The following is a 22,209-nucleotide window of genomic DNA, read 5'->3' on the forward strand; positions in this document are numbered from 1 at the left end:
AACGCGCCGCCGGCCTGGCCGCAGGCCGCAGCAGCCGTCAAGGCCGAGGCGCCGCTCAGGGGCCGCGCATGGCAGCTGGCCAACCAGGCCTATGCCCACTACCAGGCCGGCCGCTTTGCGCGGGCCGCCAGCGCCGCCGCATCGGCCATACAGCTGCGCCCCGACCTGCTGCGCCTGCGCATGCTGCTGATCTACTCGCTGCAAAGGCAGGGCAAGAACGAGGAAGCGCTCAAGGCCATCGCCTCGGCCCGCGCCGCCGGGCTGGACGAAGCCACGCTGCAGCAGGCCGAGACGAATGTGCGCGCGGCTGCGGCAGGCGGGGCCGCCGCAGGTGGCGGCGCGGCCACGGCCTCCGAGGCCTACAACAAGGCCTTTCCCATCGCCACCGAGGCCTACGCCGACTACAACGCCAGGAACTATGCAGACAGCGCGCGCAAGGCCGAGCAGGCCTTTCGCCTGGACCCCACGCAAGGCCAATGGGCATTGCTGTGGATTGGTGCGCTGGAAGCCCAGGACCAGCTGGGCGCCGCCATCGAGGCCGCAGATGCCGCCCTGTCCCTGGAGCCTCCCAACAAAAGCGACCTGGTGGCCAAGCGCCAGACCCTGCGCCGCAGCCAGGCCGTGCTGCCCGCGCAAAAGGCCTACCAGGCGCTGATCGCCAACAACCCGGCGCAGGCCGTGCCCTTTGCACGCGAGGCCGTGGCGCTGGCGCCGGGAACGGCATCGCACCGCTTGCTGCTGATCACCTCGCTCATGCTGGCCGAGCAGCTGCCCGACGCGGAAAAGGCTGCCGACGAGGCACTGGCGCAGGACAACGAGGACACGGCCGCCCTGGGCATGCGCGGCTACATACGCCAGCGCCAGGGCAAGACCACGCTGGCCAACGAGGACTTCGACGACGTGCTCAAGCAGGACTGGCTGGACGAAAAGCAATCGGCCAACCTGCGCCTGATCGCGGCCGACGCAGCCCTGGCTGCGGGCGATGCGGCACGCGCCCGCGCGCTGCTGGCGCCCATGCCGGCACAGGATGAAGCCGTGGCCCGCCGCCTCAAGCAAGCCGATGGGCTGCGCCCGGGCCGCGACACGCCCATGGTGGCCGATACGCGCGGTGCCTCGCAGACCCTGGCCATGGCCGACTACCCGCCGCCGCTGCAGGACTGCCGCGACACGCCCTACGGAACGGTCTGCGAGCTGCAGCCCTCCGATGCCCAGGGCGCAGGCGGCCCCAGCGCCCAGGCCTATGCGGCCTATGCGCGCCAGGACTACAAGGCTGCCATCGAACATGCGCAAACGGCCGTGGAGCAGGACCCCGACAACGAGCAGCTGCAAAAGCTGCTGACCACCACGCTGGCCGCAGGCAACCGCGACCAGCAGGGCCAGGCCCTGCTGCGGCTGGACAAATCCCTGTCCCTCACCCCCAACGACGCCCAGCTGCTGATGCAGCGCGGCTACCTGTACTCGCGCCAGGAAGAGCCGGCCAAGGCGCTGCAGGATTTTCGTGCCGCCCGCGCCACGGGCGAGGCGCCTGCGGGCGCCATGCTGGACGAGGGCTATGCCCTGGCCGGCACCGGCGACAGCCGGGGCGCCGTGCACACCTTCAAGCAAGCCATCGACCTGGACGATGCCGGCACCGCCAAGCTGACGCCGGGCCAGCGCGAGAACGCGCGCAGCGCCGTCTCCGGCTACTCGCGCGAATGGGGCGCCATCGTCTCCCTGGGCTACCGGGGCGCGCGGCCGGCGGGGCGTGCATTCTCGGACGGCATCCTCACCCAGGCCGGCGACGCCGTCTTCGGCACGGCCGAGGCCTACTGGCGCCCGTCCAACTTCCTCAACTCATCGACGCGCATCTTCGATGTCTACGGACGGCTGGGCAGCACCTTGCATGACGGGGGCGGCACCACGCTGGGCCAAAGCGCCATCGACCCCTGCACGGGCCTGCCCATCAATGTGCAGGCAGGCGACAACCGCGGCATCTCGGGCCTGCCCACCACCACGGGCTCGCTGGGCATGCGCTTCACGCCGTCCACCAAGTACGCGCTGACCTTTGGCATAGAGCGCCAGTTCAACATCGGCTCCGCCACGCGCTCGGGCTTCATCACGCCTGAATCGCCCCAGCTGCGCTGCCTGATGAGCGGGCGCGATCCGCTCAACCCCACGGGCCCGGCACTGGGCAATCCCATCTCGGCCAAGTACAGCGCGGGCGCGGGCCAGGGCGGCTGGCTGGCCTATGTCACCCACGGCTTCTACGAAGGCACGGGCCGGCGCACGGACCGCTCCAGCTGGTTCACCATGGAAGGCTACAGCCAGGCCGGCTATGCCAACCAGAGCATGGCCTCGCGCTTCACGCTGACAGACCAGACCAATGGCGCCGTGGTGGGCGACGGCTCGGGGCGCTACAAGCGCGAGCAATGGTTCTTCTCCACCGAGGCCCGCATCGGGCGCAGCTTCCGCGCCGACGGCATCAACCAGGGCCTGGTGATCTTCCCGTTCGGCGTGGTCGCGGCCGACTGGATCAAACAGAGGAACCGCGTGCAAGTGCGTTCCCTGCAGGCCGCCCCTGGCGCCACGCCCACCGCAGCCCAATTGGCCGCCCAGCAGGGACAGACCCTGGCCCTGCAAGGCAATGGCAGCAGCTGGTCGGCCAGCGCCGGCGTGGGCATCAGCCTGCGCCAATGGTTCCGCGAAAGCCACTACAGCACGGCCCAGTCCTATCTGGACTGGTCCATGCAGTACCGCTTCAACATCGGCGGCGGCCAGGCCGACCGCGCCAAGGGCCTGTTCATGACGCTGACGCTGTCCTATTGAAAGCCCCGCCCCGCCGCCGCCACCACACAGACAAGAGAAAAGGAGAAAGCTCCCATGGATTCGACCAAGCAAGCACCCCGCCCCGCCCTGCACGGACTGCGCTCGGGCATGGCGCGCGCCGCACGCGGGCTGGCCGGCTGCGCCCTGGTGCTGGGCGCGCTGGCAGCGCAGGGAACGGCACAGGCACAGGCACAGGCACAGGACAGCTCCTCCATCGTTCTCAGGGGCAAGGACGGCTGGCTGTTTCCGGGCTGGGGCAGCCTGACCCAGGTGGACCGCGCCGGCATCACGGAATCCACGCGGCTGATCACCGAGGCGCGCAACCTGCTGGCCGCGCGCGGCGTGAAGCTGCAGGTGCTGCTGCTGCCCGACAAGGTGCGCTTCTACGCTGACAAAATGCCCGATGGCAAGGCCATGAGCGCCGATGTCCAGGGCCGCTACAAGCAGGTGCTGCAGGCGCTGCAGGGCGCAGGCATTCCCAGCTTCGACGACGAGGCCGTGCTGCGCACCGTGCGCGACAGCGGCAAGGACGTGTTCTACCGCACCGACCAGCACTGGACCCAGGCGGCGGCCGACGCCACGGCCGAAGCCACGGCCCGCATGGTCCAGGGCGAGGTGCCCCAGCTGGCGGGCCGCGCCGGCAGCGGCCTGGCCCTGGGCGACACCGTCACCGAGCGCCGCTATGGCGACCTGGCCGAGCTCTTTCTCACCGCCGAAGAGCGCAAGCAGGTGGGCCGCGAGGTCTATACCGTGCGCCGCCAGGCCCCCGCCAAGGGCCTGCTCGACGACGAGCCCGCGCCCGTCCATGTGACGGGCCACAGCATGGTCCAGCCCTACTTCGGCTTTCCGCAAAAGCTCTCCAACCTGCTGGACCGCCCGGTCTCGCTGAACTGGAAGCCCGGCAACGTGGGCCAGTGGACCATGCTGCTGGAGTACCTGGAGTCGCCGGCCTTCAAGTCCCACAAGCCCCAGGTGCTGGTGTGGCAGATGTTCGAGCCCACCTACAGCTACGGCCCCAACGCGGCCGGCCAGTGGGACAACGCCTCACTCATGCCCAACGCCACCTGGCTGGAGCGGCTGCGGGCCGCGCTCAAGGGCTGACACCGTGGACCCCACCGCGCAAGAACTGCAAACCGACAAAGGACACCGGCGCAACGCCTGGATCTGGGGTGCCCTGCTGCTGTCGGGCCTGGCCTGGGGCGGCTGGACGCTGGCCAGCGGGGGACCGAAGGCCGGCGAGCTGCAACTGGCCGCCTGGCTCGATGGCCGCGCGGGCACGGCGCTGAACAAGGGCCTGCGCCTGCCCGCCCAGTCTTCGCTGGAGACGGGCCAGGCCGCGCTGCGCTATCGCCTGCTGGGCGATACGGGCGCGCAGGTGGCCCTGGGCTGCCCGCAGTGGATGTTCTACCGCGACGGCCTGCGGCCCCAGCCCGGGGTAGGCGCCGCGCCCTTCGAGGCGCGCCAGCGCCTGCTGCGCCACTGGACGCGGCAGTTGCAGGACAAGGGCATTGCCACCCTGGTGGTGGCCGTGCCCGACAAGTCGCGCATCGAGGCCGACCACCTGTGCGGCCTGCCCGTGGCACCCGTGATGCTCCAGCGCCTGGACCTGTGGCAGCAGCGCCTGCAGGCCGACGGCATTGCCTTTGCCGACCTGCGCCCCGCCCTGCAGGCCCAGGAGCAGACGCAGCCCGTGTTCTTTCGCACCGACGTGCACATGAACGCCGAGGGCGCACGCGCCGCCGCCCTGGCCGTGGCCCGGGCCGCGCTGCCGCTGCTGGGCGGGCAGCGCGGCAGCCAGGCCTTCGAGGAGTCTGCACCCGGGCCGCTGCAGCCCTTGCCCGGCGACCTGCTGGCCCTGGCCGGCCTGGCCGACGCACCGGCAGGCTGGCGCCCGCAGCGCGACGAAATACGCCCCCAGGCCATCACCCCCGTGCGCGGCGGCGGCCTGCTGGACGAGACGCCGCCCGTGCAGGTGCTGCTGGCCGGCAGCTCCAACGGCCTGCGCAGCAATTTCGCGCCACAGCTGGGCCGCGCGCTGGGCCATGAAGTCTGGAACCTCAGCATGGATGGCGGCCAGTTCAGCGGCGCCATGGTGTCCGCCCTCAAGCGCCGCGCCTCCTGGCCGGCCAGCCTGCGGCTGGTGATCTGGGAGTTCTCGGAAAACACCTTGTCCCTGCCCCTGACGGACGATGAAAAAGCGGCGCTCAAGGAGCTGGACGCCGCCTCCCCGCCTGCGTGAAACCGCCCGCTACATGCTGTTCAACTCCTATCTTTTCCTGCTGCTGTTCCTGCCCATCGCGCTGGCGGGCCACTACCTGGCCGGCGCCATCAGCCTGCGGCTGGCCGCGTTCTGGCTGTGCCTGACGTCCTTCGTCTTCTATGGCTGGTGGAACCCGCAGTTCGTCGCCCTGCTGGCCCTGTCCATTGCCTTCAACTACGTGGTGAGCCGGCTGATCCTGCGCTTTGCCGGCCATGCGCGGCTGCAGGGGCTGGTGACTGCGCTGGGCGTGGGCGCGGACCTGGCGGCACTGTTCCACTACAAGTACTTCGCCACGCTGTTCAACTTCCTGGGCGAATGGGGGCTGACGCAGGGCGGCATGCACGAGCTGATCCTGCCCCTGGGCATCTCGTTCTTCACCTTTACCCAGATCGGCTACCTGCTGGACTGCCGCTCGGGCATCGTCAAGGAACGCAGCCTGCTCAGCTACGTGCTGTTCGTGACCTTCTTCCCGCACCTGATTGCCGGGCCCATCCTGCACCACAAGGAAATGATGCCGCAGTTCGCGCAGCCGGATAACTACCGGTTCCGCGCGGACAACCTGTCCATCGGGGGCACGCTGTTCGTGATCGGCCTGGCCAAGAAGGTGCTGCTGGCCGACGAGATCGCACCCTATGCGGACGCCGGCTTCGCCGCGCCCGGCGAGCTGCAGTTCTGGGCCGCCTGGGGCGCCAGCCTCAGCTACGCGCTGCAGCTGTACTTCGACTTCTCGGGCTATTCGGACATGGCCCTGGGCCTGGCGCGCATGTTCGGCATCCGTTTCCCGCTGAACTTCAACTCGCCCTACAAGGCCGGCAGCATCATCGACTTCTGGGCGCGCTGGCACATGACGCTGACGCGTTACCTCACGGCCTACCTGTACTACCCCGTGGCCATGGCCATCTCGCGCGCACGCGAAAAGCGCGGGCTGTCCGTGGGATCGAGCGCCGCGCGCACGCCGGGCGGCTTTGCGGCCACCATCGTCGTGCCCACGCTGTTCACCATGGGGCTGGCGGGCATCTGGCACGGCGCCGGCCTGCAGTACGTGATCTTCGGCCTGCTGCATGCCTTCTACCTGTCGGTCAACCATGCCTGGCGCATCTTCGTGGTCAGCCGCAAGCCGGCCGCCGCCCGCAAATCGGGCCGGGGCGTGCAGGCGCTGTGCGTTGTCATCACCTTCATCGCCGTGCTCATCGCCCAGACCTTCTTCCGCGCCCACGGCGTGGGCGACGCCATGCTGCTGCTCAAGGGCATGGCCGGCCTGCGCGGCGTGGAGGCGCTGGAGTCGCTGTCCCACGTCCAGGGACTGGCACTGGGCGATGCCATCCGCCTGGCCATAGGCCACCATATGCAGCTGGCCCTGGTGCTGCTGCTGCTGGCCATTGCCTGGTTCACGCCCAATGCCCACCAGATCCTGGGCCGCTTCTCGCCCGCCATGTTCAAGGTGCAGGAAGCGCCCCGGGCCTGGATGCGCTGGCGCCCCAGCGCGGGCTGGACGGCCGTGACCCTGGTCCTGCTCTTCCTGTGCCTGGTCAACCTGCACAAGGAAACCCGCTTCCTGTATTTCCAGTTCTGAAACGCCTGTTGGAGAAAAAAGCATGTCCCACAATGACATCGAAACCAAGATTGCCCAGATCATCGGAGCCATCATCCTGACCTCGGTCGAGCCCGATACGCTGCTGCTCGAATCGGGCCTGGTGGACTCGCTGTCCGCCGTGGACGTGGCCCTGGCCATCGAGAAGGAATTCGGCGTCAAGATACCGCCATCGGAGATCGACCTGCACCTGGAGTCCGTGCAAACGCTGGCGCAGTACGTGGCCGAGCAGCGCAAGGCGTGATGAGACGCCGGCACTGTCGGCCCGGCCTGCGCAGCCATCCCCATCCACCCACCGCCGCAAGGAGCCCGCATGCGATTCAGTTTTGACCGCTTCGACTTCATCGAGCCCGACGCCGGCACGCAGCGGCCGGCCGTCATCGATGCCGCCGGCACGCTGAGCTGGCAGCAACTGGCCCAGGCCGTGGAGCAGTGGGAGCAGCAGGCGCTGGCGCGCGGCGCTCGCCGCGACGAGCCGCTGCTGATCACGGGGCACAAGGAGACGGCCTTTCTCGTGGCCATCCTCGGCTGCCTGCGCCTGGGCGTGCCCTTTGTCCCCGTGGACGTGATCAACCCGGCCGAGCGCATGGCGCGCATCGCCACGCTGGTGCAGGCCGGCCTGCGCTACGACGCGCAGGCCCGCAGCTTTGTGGACACCGGCATCGCCGCGCAGCCGCTGCAGGAAAAATCGCTGGCCTACATCATGTTCACCTCGGGCAGCACGGGCGATCCCAAGGGCGTGCAGATCGGGCGCGAGAGCATGGGCCTGTTCGCCGGCTGGATACGCGACTGCCTGGCCCTGGGCGAGGCGCCGGTGTTCATGGACCAGATGCTGTTCAGCTTCGACTTTTCGCTGTTCAACTGGATGGGCGCCCTGGTCACGGGCGGTGCATGCGTGCTGTGCGCGCGCGAGACCATTGCCGACCGCCAGGCCTTTGCCGCCTACCTGGCGCGCACCCATGTGAACGTCTGGGCATCCACGCCCTCCTTCGTGCGCCAGCAGTTGCTGGATGCCGACTTCGACCAGCAGCACCTGCCCGACCTGCGCGTCTTCGTCTTCGGCGCCGAATCGCTCACGCCCACCGTGGCCGAGGCGCTGTGGAGCCGCTTTCCCCAGGCGCGCATCATCAACTCCTACGGCCCCACCGAGGCCACCTGCTCCACCACCTGGGTGGAGATCGACCCCGCGCTGCGCCAGCGCGCGCCGCTGCCCTTTCCCATCGGCCGGGCCAAGCCCTATGCCGACGTCTTCCTGGACGAAGGCGAGATCTGCGTGGCCGGCGACCACGTGATGCGCGGCTACCTCAACCGCCCCGACCTGCACGCCACACGCATGTTCATGCGCAACGGCAAGCGCGGCTACCGCACGGGCGACCTGGGCGAGATCGACGGCGAGGGCCTGGTCACCTTCCACGGCCGGCGCGACGACCAGATCAAGATGCACGGCTACCGCATCGAGCTGGCCGAGGTCGATGCCGTGCTGGCCACCCTGCCCGGCGTGCGCGCGGGCGCGGCGGTGGCACTCAAGCGGCCCGACGGCTTCATCGTGCGCATGATCGGCTTCGTGGACCTGGACCGCAGCGGCCCGCCCGGCATGCACCCCCTGCCCGAAGACCTGGCCGGATGGCGCGAACTGCTGGCCCAGCGCGTGCCGCCCTACATGATTCCATCGGAACTGCTGGCCTGCCATGGCTTTCCGCTGACCCAGACCGACAAGGCCGACCGCAAGCAACTGGAGCGCATGTACCTCGACTCGCGCATGCGCCCCGCCCAATGAAACAAGGATCTGCAGGCATGACTTCCGTTTTTTCCGCTGTGAGGCGCCAAGCACTGTTCACCCTGGCCGGGCTGGCGGCCCTGTCCTGCCTGCCTGCAGCGCATGCCGAAGGCACGCTAGCCCAGCTGTACGCCGCGCGCCCCCCCGCAGGCTCGTCCTTCGTGCGCGTGGTCCACCCCGACGCGGGCAGCCTGCGCGTGAAGATCGCCGACGGCCCCGAGCAGACGCTGTCCGGCAGCAAGCCGGCCAGCAGCTACGCCATCGTCAAGGGCGACACGCCCTTTGCCATCCAGCTGGACGGCAAGAGCGCCGGCAGCATGAAGGTGGCGCCGGGCAGCTTCACCACCCTGGTGCCGCAGCGCCAGGGCAAGAACGCGGCCACGCGCTTCACGGCCATCGACGACTCCGGCGGCAGCCAGGACGCGCTCAAGGCCGAGCTGCGTTTCTACAACCTCACCACGGACTGTCCCCAGGGCAGCCTGCAGGTCGCGCCCGCGGGCACGCCCCTGTTCACGGGCGTGGCGCCGGCTGCATCGGCCAGCCGCTCCATCAACCCGGTCACCGCCCAGCTCAGTGCCAGCTGCGCCAAGGCCGTCAGCGCGCCGCTGGCACTGCCCCAGCTGCAGCCGGGCGACCACTACAGCCTGTTCATGACGGGTACGGCCGCCTCCCCCGTGCTGCGCGGCCAGGCCAGCGCCACCGACACCTATCGCCCCTGACCCAGCCCAAGGAGACCGACACAGACATGCGCACCCGCTCCGTATTGCGTGAAGACCACCTGCTGTTCAAGGAACAGGTGGACCGATTCGTGGCCACCGAGATCCTGCCCCACATCAATGACTGGGAGGCAGAGGGCATCACGCCGCGCGCCCTGTGGCGCAAGGCTGGCGACAGCGGCCTGCTCAATTGCGACCTGCCCCCGCCCTACGGCCAGGGCGGGGACTTCGGCCACGCGGCCGTGGTCATCGAGGCGCTGGCGCGTGCCAACTGCCTGGGCATCGGCTTTTCCATCCACTCCGACATGGTGGCGCCCTATCTCTGGAACTTCGGCACGCAGGTGCAGAAGGACCGCTGGCTGCCGCGCATGGCCACGGGCGAGCTGATCGGCGCCATCGCGCTGACCGAGCCCGGCGCGGGCAGCGACCTCAAGGCCGTGCGCACGCGCGCCCGCCGCAAGAGCGAGAGTGAAGGCGGCGGCTACGTGCTCAACGGCCAGAAGACCTTCATCACCAACGGCGTCAACGCCGGCCTGATGGTGGTGCTGGCCAGCACCGAGCCCGACCTGGGCGCGCGCGGCCTGTCGCTGTTCGTGGTGGAAGAAGGCATGAAGGGCCTGGGCAAGGGCCCGGCGCTGCGCAAGATAGGCCAGCACAGCCAGGACACCTGCGAGCTGTTCTTCGACGAGCTGCACCTGCCGGCCGACCACCTGCTGGGGCGCGAGAACGCAGCCTTCGAGCATGTGACCCAGGAGCTGGCGCAGGAGCGGCTGGCGATCGCGCTGCGTGCGGCGGCCTCCACCGAAGGCATGCTGGACGAGGCTGCCGAGTTCGTGCGCAACCGCAAGGTCTTCGGGCGCCGCGTGCTCGACTACCAGAACACCCGCTTCAAGTTCGCCGACGCCCTGGCCAGGACCACCATGCTGCGCGTCTTCCTGGACGACTGCCTGGCCCAGCACATGGAAGGCTCGCTGGACTCCGTCACCGCCGCCATGGCCAAGCTCAACGCCACCGAGCTGCAGGGCCAGGTGCTGGACGAGCTGCTGCAGCTGCACGGCGGCTACGGCTACATGGCGGAATACGGCATCGGCCGTGCCTGGGCCGATGCAAGGGCACTGCGCATCTTCGGCGGAAGCAGCGAGATCCTGCGAGAGATCATCGCCAAGCGCTTCTGACCCGGCCGCCTGCCGCTCAGCGCGCGGCGGATTTCCACCCGCGCAGCAGTTGTCGGGCTTCGGGCGTGTCGTTCAGCACCCAGGGATCGATGGCGAAGGCAACGACGCGCTGGGCGCCGTAGTCGCGGGCCACGTCCCATTGGCGACGCACGCGCTCGAAGCTGGCCGTGCGCGCCTGGAAGTCCGAGCCATCGGGCCGCGCGGGCGGCAGTTGCTCGAACAGTTCCACGATGAGATCGAACGGCGCCCTGCGCTCGAGCAGCATCTGCTGCAGCGGCGCCAGAGCCTCGTAGTTGCCCAGGCCCGCCACGCCCACGCCGTCCTGCACCATGGGGCGCAGGGACACGCGGTCCAGCAGGATGCTCCACAGCGTGGGCAGGCTGCCCAGGGTCTGCAGCTGGCTGAAATAGGTGGAGATGCCGGGCGCCTGGCCGGATGTGGCCGCTGCCGCCTGGGCCAGCGGTTGCAGCGCGCTCACCAGCAGCTCGATGCGCTCGGGCGCGGCCCAGTGGTACTGCTCCAGCTCGTAGGGGATGTACCAGCCGCGAAAGGCCGCATGGCGCGGCCAGGTGCTGGCGTACATGTGGCTGGCGCCCAGCTCGGCGATATGCGCAAGGTAGGGCGCAGGGCCTGCGGCGTTGTCAAGGCTGATCTGCTTCCACCAGCGCTCGTCATAGGGCAGGCCCAGGTGCACGCCCATGCCCAGTTCGGTGCAGATGTCCAGCAGGTCGGCGATCTGCACGTCGGCCAGCATCCAGCTGTCCGCCTCGGTATCGCCCAGCAGGCCGCTCCATTGCACGAACAGCTCGCGGCAGCCCAGCGCCTGGGTGGCGGCCAGGCGCTGGCGCCATTGGTCGCGCGGCATCTCCAGATGGCTGCGCCACGGCTGCAGGAAACTGCCCGACACGGGCGCCGAGGCCGCGCAACCGACCAGCGAGGCACAGGCGGCGGCCACGCCGGCGCCGAGGAATTCGCGTCTGGACAAATGCATGTTGGGGACGGCCGCAAGGCTGCGTGAAGGCAAGCGCCAAGAATACAGCCAAGCGGCACCGCCCCGCCCCAAGGGGGCCGGCCCAGCGGGGGTTGACCCGGCCGGGCTGAGGGTTGATGCGCGGCAAAGGCGGCTTCAGAACGAGTGCACGACGCCCGCGTAAAGCCCCTGCTGGCCGGAGCCGGGCAGCGGCTTGCCGCTGTTGGCCTCCACCGAGAACGAGGCTGTGCCCCCGTTGGAGAGGGTGCCGACCGTGCCATACAGCATGGTGCGCCGGGAAAGATGGTAGTTGGCCCCCAGGCTCAGCAGGCTGGCGCCGCCGCCACTGCGGTTGGCGCGGTAGGCGCCGCCCACCAGCACCAGCGCCGGCGTGGCCTGGTAGTTGGCGCCCATCCAGTAGGTCTGCTGCCTGCGGGCGCCTGCCGGGTTGTCGGCGTCGGCCACCGTCAGGAGGCCTGACCGGATCTGGCTGTAGCCCGTGAACAGCTTCAGGCCGCCCACGCGGTAGGTTGCGCCCACCGTGTAAAGGCGCGATGCCGCGTAGAGCGAACTGAACGCGCCGTTGCCGTCACGGATTTCTTCGTAGAAGGCCTTGAGCACCAGCGGCCCCTGCTCATAGCCCACGCTGGCGGCGGCCTGGCGCCAGGCCCGGGAACGGCCCGCCTCCCCGTTCAGCCCCAGCTGGGTGCGAAACGAGAGCCCGCCCCAGGCCGGCGACTGGTAGCTGATGGCATTGGGGCGCGACCCCCAGGTCCGGTTGCCCTGCAGCGTGCCCGCGCCCATGGCCTGCAGGCCCATGGGGTCCAGCGCCCAGACCTCGCCGTCCGGAATGCCCATGGCCCGGCCCAGCAGCAGCGTGCCGTACGTCTGGCTTCGCAGGCCGACCACCGCATAGCGGCTGAAGAAGCTGTCGCCCACCGTGCCGTCGTCGGCCGAGAACTGGCTTTCGAGATGGAAGACGGCGCTCAGGCCGCCACCCAGGTCCTCGGCCCCGCGCAGCCCCCACCAGGTCGCGCCCCATTGCCCGGCGTGCCGGAGTTGACCGGAAGACCGGCCCGGCCCCTCGGCAATGCGGCTCATATAGTCGACACCGCTGACGATGCGCCCATACAGCGTGACGCTGCCTTGCGCCGCGGCCAGACTGGCTGCGCCGGCCAGCGCCGCAGCGCACAGGCAAGGTACGGTGGCCCGGGCCGCAGGGCCCCGCAGGGCGTGGTGGATTGCAGATGTCATGACGTTGTCCTCCCTTGGTTTTCATGCCTCGATGCCGGATGGCCTCAGGCGCCCAGCCGCTCCACGAGCGCGCGCAGCGTCTCGTAGCCCTTTTTCGCGTATGCGTAGCCGGGCGCGATGGCGGGGTCCTGCTCGGCCTCGACCACGAGCCAGCCCTGGTAGCCGGCATCCCTGAGCGTGCGCAGCACCGCCTCGAAGTCGAGCGCGCCGTCGCCCGGCACCGTGAAGATGCCGTTGACCACGCCCTGCAGAAAGCTCCAGTCGCCCTGGCGTGCCTGGGCAATCACCTGGGGACGCACATCCTTGCAATGCACATGCGCCACGCGCGCCACATGTTTTTTCAGCAGCGCCGCCGGATCGGCCGCGCCGCCGTAGTAGGCATGGCCGGTATCGAACAGCAGAAAGACCTTGCGCGGATCGGTCAGCGCCATCAGGCGGTCCACATCCTGCGGGGATTCCACCTGGGCGCCCATGTGGTGGTGATAGGCCAGCCGGATGCCGTAACACTCCAGCAGGTGCGCGCCAAAGGCATCCAGCCGCCACGCATAGCGCTGCCAGGCCGCATCGTCGGCAAAGCGCGGGCGCCGGGACACAGGCGTGCCCATCTGCCCCTGGACCGTGCCCGCGCATTCGCCATAGACCACCACGTCGACGCCGTTGTGGCGCAGCCTGTCCATGTGGGGCTTGCAGCGCTCGGCCTCGGCGGCAAGGGCCTGGTCGTCGCTGCCCGCATCGGCCTGCGCCAGAAAGCCCGAGTACCAGCCGGAGACGCAGGCCAGCCCGTACGCGTCGAGCCTGGCCTTGAGCGCGGGGCCGGTTTTCGGAAACTTGTTGCCCAGCTCGAAACCCGCGTAGCCGATCTCGGCGCCCTCCTTCAGTGCCGTGTCCAGCGGCGTATCGCCCCCCAGCGAAGGGAGGTCGTCGTTCATCCAGGACAGGGGATTGATACCGATGCGAACCTTCCAGTTCATGCGAGTCCTCCTTGGGGCAGATAGGCGCTTAGACAGTTAGGCAGATGGGCAGATGGGCAGAAATCGGGCGGGGCGACGGTGGCGCGGCGTCAGCGCCGCTGGCCTGCCTTGTGGTGCAGGTACTCGCGCCGCGCGCCCTGGACCTCGGGGCGGCCCGAGACCTCGGGCACGGCAACCTCCCACCAGGCGCCGCCGTCGGCCGTGGTGCGGTGGTGGGTGGTGTCTATCACCAGCACCTGGCTGCGGCGGGACGCCCGCGCACGCAGCATTTCGCGGCGCAGTTCCTGCACACCGCCCACATGGACGGCCTCCGCCCCCATCGCAGCGGCATGGCGGGCGAAATCGATGGACGAGCGCTCGCCGCCCTGCGGCACGCAGTCGTCGAGCATGTTGTTGAAGCTGGCGCCGCCGCAGCGGATCTGCAACCGCTCTATGCAGCCGTAGCCACGGTTGTCCAGCACCACGACGATGATCTTTCGGCCCAGCAGCACCGAGGTGGCCAGCTCGGCGTTGAGCATCATGTAGGAGCCATCGCCCACGACCACGATGACCTCGCGCTCGGGCCTTGCCAGCTTCACGCCCAGGCCGCCCGCGATCTCGTAGCCCATGCAGGAATACGCATAGTCCACGTGGTAGTTGCCCGGCAGGCCGCTGCGCCACAGCTTGTGCAGCTCGGCCGGCAGCGTGCCGGCCGCGCAGACCACGACGTCATTGCGGGCGCTGTCCAGCCCTGCGTCGGCGGCAGACTCGCGCAAGGCCCCGATCACCTCGGCGTCACAGGGCAGCTCGCCCTGGGGCACGTGCAATGTCAGCTCCGCCACGCGCTGTGCCCAGGCTGAGGCCCGGGCGCGCAGCTCTTCGGTCCACCGTGGATCGGCCCGCCAGCCGGCCAATCCTGCACCCAGCTGGGCCAGGCCAATACGGGCATCGGCCACCAGCTGGCGGCCACGCTTCCTGGCGGCATCGAAGGGCTGCACGTTCAGGCCCAGCACCGTGGCCTGGCTGTACAGCGCCTGCGAGCCGCTGGTGAAATCCTGCTGCCGCGTGCCGATGGCCAGCAGCACATCGCAGTGCCGGGCCGCGTGGTTGGCAGCCGGCGAGCCGGTCACGCCGATGGCGCCCAGGTTGAGGGCATGGTCCCAGGCCAGGCTGCCCTTGCCGGCCTGCGACTCGGCCACCGGCACGCCATGCGTTTCGGCAAACACGCGCAAGGCCTCCCAGGCCTGGCTGTACAGCACGCCGCCGCCCGCCACGATCAGCGGCCTTTTGGCGCAGGCCAGCAAGGCCACGGCCTGCTCCAGCTCGGCGGCATCGGCCGGCGGGCGACGCTGGAGGATCAGCGGCGGGTGGAAGAAATCCATGGGCCAGTCGAAGGCCTGGGTCTGCACATCCTGCGGCAGCGCAAGGCAGGCGGGGCCGCACTGCGCCGGGTCGGTCATGACCTGGATGGCGCGCGGCAAGGCCGCCAGCAATTGCCCGGGCTGCATGATGCGGTCGAAGTAGCGCGTGACCGGGCGCAGGCAGTCGTTGGCGCTCAGATCACCCTGCTCGAAGCTCTCCACCTGCTGCAGGACGGGATCGGGCAGGCGCGAGGCAAAGATGTCCCCGGGCAGCAGCAGCAGCGGCAGGCGCGCCACATGCGCCAGCGCGGCGGAGGTCACCAGGTTGGTGGCGCCGGGGCCGATGCTGGAGGTCACGGCCATCATGCGCTGGCGGAAATGGGTCTTGGCAAAGGCCACGGCCGCATGGGCCATGCCCTGTTCGCTGTGGGCGCGAAAGGTGGGCAGCCTGTGCCTTTCGGCATGCAGGGCCTCGCCCAGCCCGGCCACGTTGCCATGCCCAAAGATGGCGAACACGCCGCCGCAATAGGGCTGGATGGAGGTGCTGCCGTCCGGCTGCACGACCTCGGCCCGCAAGGCCGCCAGGTAGCGGACCAGCGCCTGGCTGACGGTCAATCTCACAGTGCTTGTCATGGCTTGCCTTGTCTCCGATGTCCGCCGTTCAGAACATGGCCGAAAGATTAAAACTATTGGAAATTATTTTCCTTAGGTGTAATCACTTAGAAATTAATTTCCAAAATTTCACGGCGCGGAACTACAGTTCCCCTCACGGTCCGGTGCAATCCGGTGTGTGGCGAGTCCATGCGGGGCCTGCATGCGCCCGCTGCCGCTCAGGAACAAGGAGACGAGGGATGAGTAAAAGACACCTGCTGGCTGCCATTGCCGCAGCCCTTCTGGCCGCCCTGCCGTTGCATGGCCAGGCTCAGGCACAGCCACGGGCAGCGCAGGCCCAGGCCCCGGTGCAGCCCCTCAGGATCGGCGTGGCGATGGCGCTGTTTGACGACACGGGCCTGACCATCCTGCGCAACGGCATCGTCGATGCAGCGAAAAAGCACGGAGCCGGCGTGCAGATCGAGGACGCCGGCAACGACGTGGGCAAGCAGCTGAGCCAGATCCAGAACATGATTGCCCAGCGGGCCGACGCCATCATCGTCAACCCGGTCGATACCGACGCCACGCCCAAGATCACCCGCATGGTGAGCGCCGCCCGGATTCCGCTGGTCTACGTGAACCGCCAGCCCGTGGATTTCGACAAGCTGCCCGCAGGCACTGCCGTGGTCGCGTCCGATGAAAAGCTGTCGGGCACGCTGCAGGCCCGCCAGGTCTGCAAGCTGCTGGGCGGCCGGGGCGACCTGCTGGTGCTGATGGGCGAGCTGTCCAACGACTCGGCGCGCGTGCGCACCCGCGACATCGAGGAAGTGCTGGCGACCCGCGAGTGCGCAGGCATGAAGATCCTGGACAAGCGCGAAGGCAAATGGAGCCGCACGCAGGGCCAGGACATCACCATGAACTGGCTAAGTTCGGGCATGAAGTTCGACGCCATCCTCGCCAACAACGACGAGATGGCGATAGGCGCCATCAACGCGTTGAAGTCGGCCAGGAAATGGACGCCCGACATGATCGTGGCCGGCATAGACGCCACGCCGGACGGGCTGGCGTCCATGAAGAACGGCGACCTCAAGGTCTCCGTCTTCCAGAACCTGGCGGGCCAGGGCGCCAATGCCGTCGATGCCGCCCTGCGCCTGGCCGGCAAGCAGGCCGTGGAGCGCTTCGTGAACGTGCCCTTCGAACTGGTCACGCCCGAGAACATGGACCAGTACGCCAGGCCTTGAGCCGGCCTCGCCTGGTCCGCGTCGCCCCGTCACCCCCGCCACCTCTTCACAACCTGTCCTCCAAGGAGTGCCCATGCCCACCGTCTCGCCGGGCAGGCCGCAGGCCGCCCCCTGGCCTGCAGCTTCCCCATCCCCTGCTGGCGACTGGCTTCTGGAAGTGCGTGGCGTGGGCAAGTCGTTTCCCGGCGTCGTGGCACTGGCCGATGTGCAGCTGCGCGTGCGCAGCGCCAGCGTGCATGCGCTGATGGGCGAGAACGGCGCCGGCAAATCCACGCTGATGAAGATCATTGCCGGCATGCATGCGCCCGACCAGGGCGAGATCCGCCTCAGGGGCAGGCCCGTCACGCTGCACGGCCCGCTGGATGCGCTGCAGCAGGGCATTGCCATGATCCACCAGGAGCTGAACCTCATGCCCGGCATGAGCGTGGCCGAGAACATCTGGATTGGCCGCGAGCCGCTCAACCGCCTCGGCCTGGTCGACCACCGCCAGCTGCGCCAGCGCACGCAGGCGCTGTTCGACCGGCTGGCCATCGGCATCGATCCCGGGGCCGAGGTGCGCACGCTGACCGTGGCCAGCCGCCAGATGGTGGAGATCGCCAAGGCCGTGTCCTTCGACTCCGAGGTGCTGATCATGGACGAGCCCACCTCCGCGCTCACCGACAGGGAGGTGGAGCACCTGTTTCGCATCATCGGCCACCTGCGCAGCCAGGGCAAAGGCATCGTCTACATCACGCACAAGATGAACGAGCTGTTCGAGATCGCCGACGAGTTCTCGGTGTTCCGTGATGGCCGCTACATAGGCACGCATGCGGCCGCCGACGTCACGCGCGACGACATCATCCGCATGATGGTGGGGCGCGAGATCACACAGATGTTCCCCAAGCAGGACGTGGCCCTGGGCGACGTGGTGCTGTCCGTGGACGGGCTGGGCGTGCAGGGCGTGTTCAGCGGTCTGTGCTTCGAGCTGCGCGCCGGGGAAATCCTGGGCGTGGCCGGCCTCGTGGGCTCCGGGCGCTCCAATCTGGCCGAGGCGCTGTTCGGCGTGGTGCCCGCCACCAGCGGCGAGATCCGCATCGACGGCCGGCCGGTGAAGATCGACTCGCCCGCGCAGGCCATGCGGCACGGCATGGCCTTTCTCACCGAGGACCGCAAGGACACCGGCTGCTTCACGGGCCTGGACCTGCAGGCCAACATGGAGATGGCGGTGCTGAGCAGCCGCCATGTGAAGTGCGGCTTCGTCGAGCGGGCTGCGCTGCGCCGCGACTGCGAGCACATGGCGCGCACGCTGCGCATCAAGTCGCCCGGCCTGCATGAACAGATACAGAACCTGTCGGGCGGCAACCAGCAAAAGCTGCTGATCGGCCGCTGGCTGCTGACGCGGCCCCGCATCCTCATCCTCGACGAGCCCACGCGCGGCATCGATGTCGGCGCCAAGGCCGAGATCCACCGCCTTGTCGGCACGCTGGCCGCCGAGGGCGCGGCCGTGCTGATGATTTCCTCGGAGATGCCCGAAGTGCTGGGCATGAGCGACCGCATCCTGGTCATGCATGAGGGACGCATGACGGGCATCGTCGAGCGCAGGGACGCCGACCAGGTACGGATCATGGAACTGGCTTCCCGCTGAGCCGGGGACCCCAAGCGGAGACAGGCAAGATGAGCAATACCCCATCGATTTCGCAGGCCCCCTCCCCGCCCGGCCCGGGCACCGGCCCGCTGCACCGGGCCAGGCGGCCGCCGGAACTGAGCATCTTTCTGGTGCTGCTGGGCATTGCACTGTTCTTCGAGGCGGCCGGCTGGCTCACCGTGGGCCAGAGCTTTTTGCTCAACGCCGAGCGGCTGCAGATCATCGTGCTGCAGATGGCGGTGATCGGCATCATCGCCGTGGGCGTCAACCTCGTCATCATCACCGGCGGCATCGACCTGTCGTCGGGCTCGGTGGTGGCCGCCACCGCCGTGGTGTCCGCCAGCCTGGCACAGGTGTCCGACTTTCCGCGTGCCGTGTTCCCGCAGCTGACCGACCTGCCCGTGGTCTGGCCGGTGGCGGCCGGCATGTGCGTGGGCCTGATGGTCGGCCTGCTCAACGGCTCGCTGATCGCCTTCACGGGCATTCCGCCCTTCATCGCCACGCTGGGCACCATGGTGGCCGCACGCGGCTTTGCCAAGTGGTTCACCAACGGCACGCCCGTCTCCATGCTGACCGACGACTTCGCAGCGATCGGCTCCGGCGCCCATCCGGTGATCATCTTTCTGGTGCTCGCCGCCGTCTTCCACGTGGTGCTGCGCCATACGCGCTTCGGCAAATTCACCTATGCCATCGGCTCCAACCGCCAGGCAGCCGTGGTTTCGGGCATCAACGTGCAGCGGCATCTGGTCTGGGTCTACATGATTGCCGGCCTGCTCGGCGGCATCGCCGGCACGGTGACGGCGGCGCGGGCCATCTCGGGCCAGTCGGGCATGGGTGTCATGTACGAGCTCGATGCGATTGCCGCCGTGGTGATCGGCGGCACCTCGCTGGCCGGCGGCATGGGCCGCATCACCGGCACGGTGATCGGCGTGCTGATCCTGGGCGTCATGACCTCGGGCTTCACCTTCATCCGCATCGACGCCTACTACCAGGAGATGGTCAAGGGCGCCATCATCGTCGCGGCCGTGGTCGCCGACCAGTACCGCAACAAGAAGGCGCGGCGCTGACGGCGCGCCCTGCAGGCAGACACCATGAAAATCGCCCTCGATCCCTACATGATCCGGCACGAGCCGCTGGACCGGCTGCCGCAGGCCGTGGCCGAACTGGGCTATGCGCACATCGAGCTGTCGCCGCGCAGCGATTTCCTGGACTGGTGGGTGATGCCGCGCGCCACCAAGGAGCGCATGGCCGCATTCCGCCAGGCCATGCGCGCCAGCGGCGTGGCACTGGCATCGCTGCAGCCCATGTACCGCTGGGCCAGCCCGTTCGAGGACGAACGGCAATGGGCGATGCGCTGCTGGAAGAAGGCCATCGAGGTGGCCATCGAGATGGAGTGCGCGCTGATGGTCTCGGAGTTCGGCCGTGGAGCCTCGCCCGAGCGCTCGGTGAACGGTCCTGCCGGCGCGAATCCGAAGGAGATGTGCGAGGCCGCCTGGTTCCGCTCCATGGACGAGCTGCTGCCCATCCTGGAGCGCGAAGGCATCACGCTGTCCGTGGAGCCGCATCCGGAGGACTGGATAGAGCAGCTGCGGCCGGCCATGGACATCGTGAGGAACATGGGCTCGAAGGCGCTGCGGCTGTCCTATATCGCCCCGCACACCTTCCACTACGGCGGCGACATGGCCGCCATGCTGCGCGAAGCCGCGCCGCTGCTGGCCCATGTACGCGTGGCCGACACCTTCGACCACAGGAAGAGCAGCCAGCTGCGCTACATCGTCAACCCGCCGGGCTCGCACCACATCCGCGTGCACCAGCACCTGGACATGGGCCAGGGCGAGATCGACTGGGACCTGTTCTTCGGCACGCTGGGCAGCGCCGGCTTCGACGGCGTTCTGTCGTCCTGCGTGTTCGCCTGGGAAGAGCGTGCGGCCGAATCCAGCCGCTTCATGCGCCAGCAGATACAGCAACAGCTGGAAAGGCATTTCCCGGACCGCTTTGCGCCCCTGACCACCGCTTCCCACCCGAGTCCCGGCCCATGACGAATCCCATCCATTTCGCCATCAACCGCATCAGCGCCTCTCGCATGCCGTTTGCCGGCTACCTGGCCATGTGCCGGCGCCTGGGCGTGTCGGCCATCGAGATCCGCAACGACCTGCCCCATGCCGAGACCTGCGACGGCACGGCGCCCGCCGCCATCCAGGCCGCGGCGCGGCAGGCCGACATCACCATCGTGTCCATCAACGCGCTGTATCCCTTCGACGTTTTCGACGCCGGCCTGGAGCGCAAGGCGCGCGCGCTGGCGGCGTACGCGCGTGACTGCGGCGCCCGGGCCCTGGTCATGTGCCCGTTGAACGACAGGGCCGACCCGCGCACGCCCGGCCAGCGGCGGCGCGACCTGGTGCATGCCCTCAGGCAGCTGCGCCCCCTCCTCGATGGCCATGGCGTGCAGGGACTGGTCGAGCCCCTGGGCTTTGCCGAGTGCGCGCTGCGCCGCAAGTCCGATGCCGTCGAGGCGATCTACGGCGCAGCCGGCGAACGCCACTTCAGGCTGGTGCACGACAGCTTCCACCACTACCTGGCCGGCGAAGACATCTTCTTTCCCGACCTGACCGGGCTGGTGCATGTCTCGGGCGTCGAGGACCACCGGCTCGAAGACGGCCAGATGCGCGACGGCCACCGCGTGCTGGTCGGCGAAGGAGACCGCCTGGGCAACATCGCCCAGTTGCGAGAACTGCTCGATCGCGGCTATGGCGGCCCGGTCTCGTTCGAGCCGTTCGCGGCCCGGATCACGGACGCGGACAGCAACGAAGCCCTGCTGCGCCAGAGCATGGACTTCATCCGCCATTCATTGCTTTGAAAGAAGGGAACCATATGACGCTGCAGATCGGAGCAATAGGCTGCGGAGCCATCGGACAAGACCACATCCGCAGGATCTCCCGGGTGCTGTCGGGCGCCCGGGTGGTGGCGGTGACAGACATCGATGCGCAGCAGGCGCGGGACGTGGTGGCCGGACATGATCCGGCCATCGAGATCATGGACAGCGGCCGGGCGCTGATCGCCGCGCCACAGGTGCAGGCGGTGCTGGTCACCTCCTGGGGTCCCTCGCACGAGGAACTGGTGCTGGAGGCCATCGCCCACGGCAAGCCCGTGTTCTGTGAAAAGCCGCTGGCGGTGACCGCCGCAGGCTGCATGCGCATCGTGCAAGCGGAGGTGGCGCAGGGCCGGCGCCTGGTGCAGGTCGGCTTCATGCGCCCCTACGACGCGGGCTACCGTGCGCTGCGCCATGTCATCGCCGCCGGCGAGATTGGCGCGCCCCTGATGGTGCACTGCGCGCACCGCAATCCCACGGTGGCCGGGGGCTACACCACCAGCATGGCCATCACCGACACGCTGATCCACGAGCTCGATGTCCTGCGCTGGCTGCTGGACGACGACTACGCCAGCGCCCAGGTGGTGTTCCCCAGGAAGACGCGCCACGCATTGCCGCATCTGAACGATCCGCAGATCATCCTGCTGGAGACCGTGGGCGGTGTGCGCATCGACGTGGAGGTATTCGTCAACTGCCGGTACGGCTACGACATCCAGTGCGAAGTGGTGGGCGAGACGGGCATCGCGCGCCTGCCGGAGCCTGCGGCCGTGCCCATGAAGCGCGCGGCCAGCAGCTGCACGCCCCTGCTGACCGACTGGAAGCAGCGCTTCATCGCCGCCTACGACGCGGAGCTGCAGGCCTTCATCGACGGCGTGCGCGACCGGCAACTGACAGGTCCCTCGGCCTGGGACGGCTACGCCGCCGCAGTGGCCGCCGATGCCTGCCTGCTGGCGCAGTCCTCCGGCGCGATAGAGCGCATGGCGAGCGCAGCGCGCCCGGCGTTCTACCAGCCCTGAGCCCCTGAC

At 68.9% G+C, this 22,209-nt stretch carries 18 protein-coding genes; 14 read left to right on the top strand and 4 right to left on the bottom strand.

Annotated features, from left to right (window positions below; all coding sequences use genetic code 11):
* Nucleotides 1-180 precede the first annotated feature (180 nt).
* From ACRSCF_RS18000 to ACRSCF_RS18035, 8 genes are all read left to right on the top strand, one after another.
* Nucleotides 181-2,805: an NfrA family protein gene (locus ACRSCF_RS18000; protein WP_432675070.1), complete on the top strand. Its 2,625-nt coding sequence runs from the start codon at nucleotides 181-183 to the stop codon at nucleotides 2,803-2,805.
* A gap of 54 nt (nucleotides 2,806-2,859) precedes the next feature.
* Nucleotides 2,860-3,906, top strand: a complete 1,047-nt coding sequence (locus ACRSCF_RS18005; protein ID WP_244386313.1) for an alginate O-acetyltransferase AlgX-related protein — start codon at nucleotides 2,860-2,862, stop codon at nucleotides 3,904-3,906.
* 4 nt (nucleotides 3,907-3,910) lie between these two features.
* Nucleotides 3,911-5,044 (top strand): alginate O-acetyltransferase AlgX-related protein, encoded by a 1,134-nt coding sequence (locus ACRSCF_RS18010; protein ID WP_070080487.1) that lies wholly within the window; start codon nucleotides 3,911-3,913, stop codon nucleotides 5,042-5,044.
* 13 nt (nucleotides 5,045-5,057) lie between these two features.
* A complete protein-coding gene (locus ACRSCF_RS18015) occupies nucleotides 5,058-6,638 on the top strand; it encodes an MBOAT family O-acyltransferase (RefSeq protein ID WP_016452417.1) in 1,581 nt (526 codons plus the stop codon).
* 22 nt (nucleotides 6,639-6,660) lie between these two features.
* Nucleotides 6,661-6,900, top strand: coding sequence for an acyl carrier protein (locus ACRSCF_RS18020; protein WP_016449889.1), 240 nt, complete (start codon nucleotides 6,661-6,663; stop codon nucleotides 6,898-6,900).
* A 69-nt stretch (nucleotides 6,901-6,969) separates the two neighbouring features.
* Nucleotides 6,970-8,433, top strand: coding sequence for an AMP-binding protein (locus tag ACRSCF_RS18025; RefSeq protein ID WP_244386314.1), 1,464 nt, complete (start codon nucleotides 6,970-6,972; stop codon nucleotides 8,431-8,433).
* 17 nt (nucleotides 8,434-8,450) lie between these two features.
* Nucleotides 8,451-9,152, top strand: a complete 702-nt coding sequence (locus ACRSCF_RS18030; RefSeq protein ID WP_432675071.1) for an alginate O-acetyltransferase AlgF — start codon at nucleotides 8,451-8,453, stop codon at nucleotides 9,150-9,152.
* Nucleotides 9,153-9,178: 26 nt separating this feature from the next.
* The gene (locus ACRSCF_RS18035) at nucleotides 9,179-10,324 is read left to right on the top strand and encodes an acyl-CoA dehydrogenase family protein (protein WP_016452419.1); all 1,146 of its coding nucleotides are present in this window, start codon (nucleotides 9,179-9,181) and stop codon (nucleotides 10,322-10,324) included.
* Nucleotides 10,325-10,340: 16 nt separating this feature from the next.
* Here ACRSCF_RS18035 and ACRSCF_RS18040 read toward each other — a convergent pair whose 3' ends face one another.
* The 4 genes from ACRSCF_RS18040 to iolD form a co-directional block, all read right to left on the bottom strand.
* Nucleotides 10,341-11,315 (bottom strand): DUF4434 domain-containing protein, encoded by a 975-nt coding sequence (locus ACRSCF_RS18040; RefSeq protein WP_324622556.1) that lies wholly within the window; start codon nucleotides 11,313-11,315, stop codon nucleotides 10,341-10,343.
* Nucleotides 11,316-11,450: 135 nt separating this feature from the next.
* On the bottom strand, nucleotides 11,451-12,548 hold the full coding sequence (locus tag ACRSCF_RS18045) for a porin (RefSeq protein WP_244386317.1): 1,098 nt from the start codon (nucleotides 12,546-12,548) through the stop codon (nucleotides 11,451-11,453).
* 44 nt (nucleotides 12,549-12,592) lie between these two features.
* Nucleotides 12,593-13,519, bottom strand: a complete 927-nt coding sequence (gene iolE / locus ACRSCF_RS18050) for a myo-inosose-2 dehydratase (RefSeq protein ID WP_074923389.1) — start codon at nucleotides 13,517-13,519, stop codon at nucleotides 12,593-12,595.
* Nucleotides 13,520-13,608: 89 nt separating this feature from the next.
* On the bottom strand, nucleotides 13,609-15,492 hold the full coding sequence (gene iolD, locus ACRSCF_RS18055; RefSeq protein WP_244386319.1) for a 3D-(3,5/4)-trihydroxycyclohexane-1,2-dione acylhydrolase (decyclizing): 1,884 nt from the start codon (nucleotides 15,490-15,492) through the stop codon (nucleotides 13,609-13,611).
* A 218-nt stretch (nucleotides 15,493-15,710) separates the two neighbouring features.
* Here iolD and ACRSCF_RS18060 point away from each other — a divergent pair, with 218 nt between their 5' ends.
* From ACRSCF_RS18060 to ACRSCF_RS18085, 6 genes are all read left to right on the top strand, one after another.
* Complete coding sequence (locus ACRSCF_RS18060; protein WP_034364972.1) at nucleotides 15,711-16,691, top strand: sugar ABC transporter substrate-binding protein; 981 nt, start codon at nucleotides 15,711-15,713, stop codon at nucleotides 16,689-16,691.
* A 73-nt stretch (nucleotides 16,692-16,764) separates the two neighbouring features.
* Nucleotides 16,765-18,315, top strand: a complete 1,551-nt coding sequence (locus tag ACRSCF_RS18065; protein WP_034364969.1) for a sugar ABC transporter ATP-binding protein — start codon at nucleotides 16,765-16,767, stop codon at nucleotides 18,313-18,315.
* 29 nt (nucleotides 18,316-18,344) lie between these two features.
* The gene (locus ACRSCF_RS18070; protein ID WP_016449899.1) at nucleotides 18,345-19,382 is read left to right on the top strand and encodes an ABC transporter permease; all 1,038 of its coding nucleotides are present in this window, start codon (nucleotides 18,345-18,347) and stop codon (nucleotides 19,380-19,382) included.
* Between the two features lie 24 nt (nucleotides 19,383-19,406).
* The gene (locus ACRSCF_RS18075; RefSeq protein WP_016452425.1) at nucleotides 19,407-20,354 is read left to right on the top strand and encodes a sugar phosphate isomerase/epimerase family protein; all 948 of its coding nucleotides are present in this window, start codon (nucleotides 19,407-19,409) and stop codon (nucleotides 20,352-20,354) included.
* Nucleotides 20,351-21,172, top strand: a complete 822-nt coding sequence (locus ACRSCF_RS18080) for a TIM barrel protein (protein ID WP_034365010.1) — start codon at nucleotides 20,351-20,353, stop codon at nucleotides 21,170-21,172. The genes ACRSCF_RS18075 and ACRSCF_RS18080 overlap by 4 nt, the downstream gene beginning before the upstream one ends.
* Before the next feature lie 14 nt (nucleotides 21,173-21,186).
* On the top strand, nucleotides 21,187-22,200 hold the full coding sequence (locus ACRSCF_RS18085) for a Gfo/Idh/MocA family oxidoreductase (RefSeq protein WP_126312003.1): 1,014 nt from the start codon (nucleotides 21,187-21,189) through the stop codon (nucleotides 22,198-22,200).
* Nucleotides 22,201-22,209 lie beyond the last annotated feature (9 nt).

Origin of the sequence: Delftia sp. 11MD, assembly GCF_050907895.1 — a bacterium.
In the GTDB taxonomy this organism is placed as follows: Bacteria; Pseudomonadota; Gammaproteobacteria; order Burkholderiales; family Burkholderiaceae_C; genus Comamonas; species Comamonas tsuruhatensis.

Bases quoted from the DNA above. Each gene is read 5' to 3' on its own strand.
- ACRSCF_RS18000 (WP_432675070.1), top strand. From the start codon at position 181: ATGCTGCTGATCTACTCGCTGCAAAGGCAGGGCAAGAACGAGGAAGCG.
- ACRSCF_RS18005 (WP_244386313.1), top strand. From the start codon at position 2,860: ATGGATTCGACCAAGCAAGCACCCCGCCCCGCCCTGCACGGACTGCGC.
- ACRSCF_RS18015 (WP_016452417.1), top strand. From the start codon at position 5,058: ATGCTGTTCAACTCCTATCTTTTCCTGCTGCTGTTCCTGCCCATCGCG.
- ACRSCF_RS18020 (WP_016449889.1), top strand. From the start codon at position 6,661: ATGTCCCACAATGACATCGAAACCAAGATTGCCCAGATCATCGGAGCC.
- ACRSCF_RS18025 (WP_244386314.1), top strand. From the start codon at position 6,970: ATGCGATTCAGTTTTGACCGCTTCGACTTCATCGAGCCCGACGCCGGC.
- ACRSCF_RS18030 (WP_432675071.1), top strand. From the start codon at position 8,451: ATGACTTCCGTTTTTTCCGCTGTGAGGCGCCAAGCACTGTTCACCCTG.
- ACRSCF_RS18035 (WP_016452419.1), top strand. From the start codon at position 9,179: ATGCGCACCCGCTCCGTATTGCGTGAAGACCACCTGCTGTTCAAGGAA.
- ACRSCF_RS18040 (WP_324622556.1), bottom strand. From the start codon at position 11,315: ATGCATTTGTCCAGACGCGAATTCCTCGGCGCCGGCGTGGCCGCCGCC.
- ACRSCF_RS18045 (WP_244386317.1), bottom strand. From the start codon at position 12,548: ATGACATCTGCAATCCACCACGCCCTGCGGGGCCCTGCGGCCCGGGCC.
- iolE (WP_074923389.1), bottom strand. From the start codon at position 13,519: ATGAACTGGAAGGTTCGCATCGGTATCAATCCCCTGTCCTGGATGAAC.
- iolD (WP_244386319.1), bottom strand. From the start codon at position 15,492: ATGACAAGCACTGTGAGATTGACCGTCAGCCAGGCGCTGGTCCGCTAC.
- ACRSCF_RS18060 (WP_034364972.1), top strand. From the start codon at position 15,711: ATGAGTAAAAGACACCTGCTGGCTGCCATTGCCGCAGCCCTTCTGGCC.
- ACRSCF_RS18065 (WP_034364969.1), top strand. From the start codon at position 16,765: ATGCCCACCGTCTCGCCGGGCAGGCCGCAGGCCGCCCCCTGGCCTGCA.
- ACRSCF_RS18070 (WP_016449899.1), top strand. From the start codon at position 18,345: ATGAGCAATACCCCATCGATTTCGCAGGCCCCCTCCCCGCCCGGCCCG.
- ACRSCF_RS18075 (WP_016452425.1), top strand. From the start codon at position 19,407: ATGAAAATCGCCCTCGATCCCTACATGATCCGGCACGAGCCGCTGGAC.
- ACRSCF_RS18080 (WP_034365010.1), top strand. From the start codon at position 20,351: ATGACGAATCCCATCCATTTCGCCATCAACCGCATCAGCGCCTCTCGC.
- ACRSCF_RS18085 (WP_126312003.1), top strand. From the start codon at position 21,187: ATGACGCTGCAGATCGGAGCAATAGGCTGCGGAGCCATCGGACAAGAC.